The 1,308-nt window shown below is 67.0% G+C and carries 2 protein-coding genes; both read right to left on the reverse strand.

The annotated features are described in order from the left end of the window. Window positions 1–982, reverse strand: a 982-nt coding sequence (locus tag ABD213_RS15000) for an integrase core domain-containing protein (protein WP_344330293.1), incomplete at its 3' end; no start/stop codon positions are given. Then, window positions 931–1,248 (reverse strand): transposase, encoded by a 318-nt coding sequence (locus tag ABD213_RS15005; RefSeq protein WP_344330297.1) that lies wholly within the window; start codon window positions 1,246–1,248, stop codon window positions 931–933. The genes ABD213_RS15005 and ABD213_RS15000, both read right to left, overlap by 52 nt. Window positions 1,249–1,308 lie beyond the last annotated feature (60 nt).

Here is a 1,308-nt window from a genome sequence, read left to right on the forward strand (position 1 = left end):
TTTCTTTGGTTTGAAAAGTCGGGATGGTCGGATCGGCCAGGCCGAGGTGCACCTCCTCGGGCCGGTTCCATGCGATCGCCTCGTGGGGGCGGACGGTGTTGTATTCGATCCGGTAGTCCTCGGCGTGTTTGGCGAGCATGATCGCGTCGTCGATCTCGTCGAGGTAGAGCCGCTCGTACTTCAGCGTCCCGAATCCGCGTTCGCGTGAGCCGTTCTGCCCTGGCGAGCGGACGCGGGTGCGGACGTGGTGCAGTTCGGGGTGGGAGGCGATGAACGCCTCGAACCGGAAGGAGCGGAACGGGCCGCCGTTGTCGGTCACGATCGTGACCACCGGCAGCACCTCACCGGTCTCGAGATCGACCCCGCAACGCTCGATCAGCGGGTGCCCGAACAGGTTCTCGTAGTCGGCCAGGGCAAGGCCGACGGCCTCGATCGCGTCGAACTGGTTCGCTGTCGGCGACAGGTGCCAGCGATGCTCGAACTTGGACCAGTAGTCCCGGCAGCCCGCGATCCGCCACGTCCCGCCGCTGGTGGTCTCGAATTCGGAGAAGTCGAGCTGCCAGACCTGATTCGGTCCGGTCGGCTCATCGGCGAAGGCGGCCTTGCGGCGCTCGGCGAGCTTGCGTCTCTCGCGCTGGTACTGGTCGGGCAGGATCAATCCCTGGTCGCGCAGCCGTCGCAGCACGGTCGCCTCGGAGACGACGTGCCCGTCGTGGCGGACCATCGCCCAGATTTTGCGGTGACCCCACGCTGGATGCTTCGCGGCGTGCTTGTCGACCAACGCTGCAGCAGCGTCCCGCGCCGGCCGCGGATGCGGCCGGCGCACCGGTTCGCCTGCGCGGGCGCGGGCCTGCCAACGCCGCCAGGTCCGCTCGGGGATGTCGAAGATCCTGCACCACCTCGCGGTCGACATCCCGGCCTCTTTCCGGATCACCTCGAGGTCCTCGAAGGGCCCAAGCGGCCCTCCGCACTCTTCTTCCACACCCGGATCTCGACCGCAGCCTCTCCGAGCGCCTGGGTCAGCTCGACGACCTCGGCCTCGAGCTGCTCCTCGCGCGACGTCGGCCCGTTCCGGCCGGTCGCCAGCGCGGTCTTGCCGGCCTCGAGGAATTCGGCCTTCCATCGACCGATCGACTGCTCGCTGACCTTCTCGCGCCGCGCCGCATCGGCGATCGTGAGCTCACCAGCGAGCACGCTCAACACGATCCGGGTCTTCTTCTCGACCGGGATCGAAGGGGGTCTTCCCATAGTTCTGATTCTCCTTCAGGACTGACTCAACAGCCCTGCCAAGAATCTTGACGCGCGACA

The organism is Aeromicrobium halocynthiae (assembly GCF_039531385.1).
GTDB classification, from domain to species: domain Bacteria; phylum Actinomycetota; class Actinomycetes; order Propionibacteriales; family Nocardioidaceae; genus Aeromicrobium; species Aeromicrobium halocynthiae.

Coding starts and splice junctions, on each gene's coding strand:
- ABD213_RS15005 (WP_344330297.1), bottom strand. CDS start 1,248: ATGGGAAGACCCCCTTCGATCCCGGTCGAGAAGAAGACCCGGATCGTG.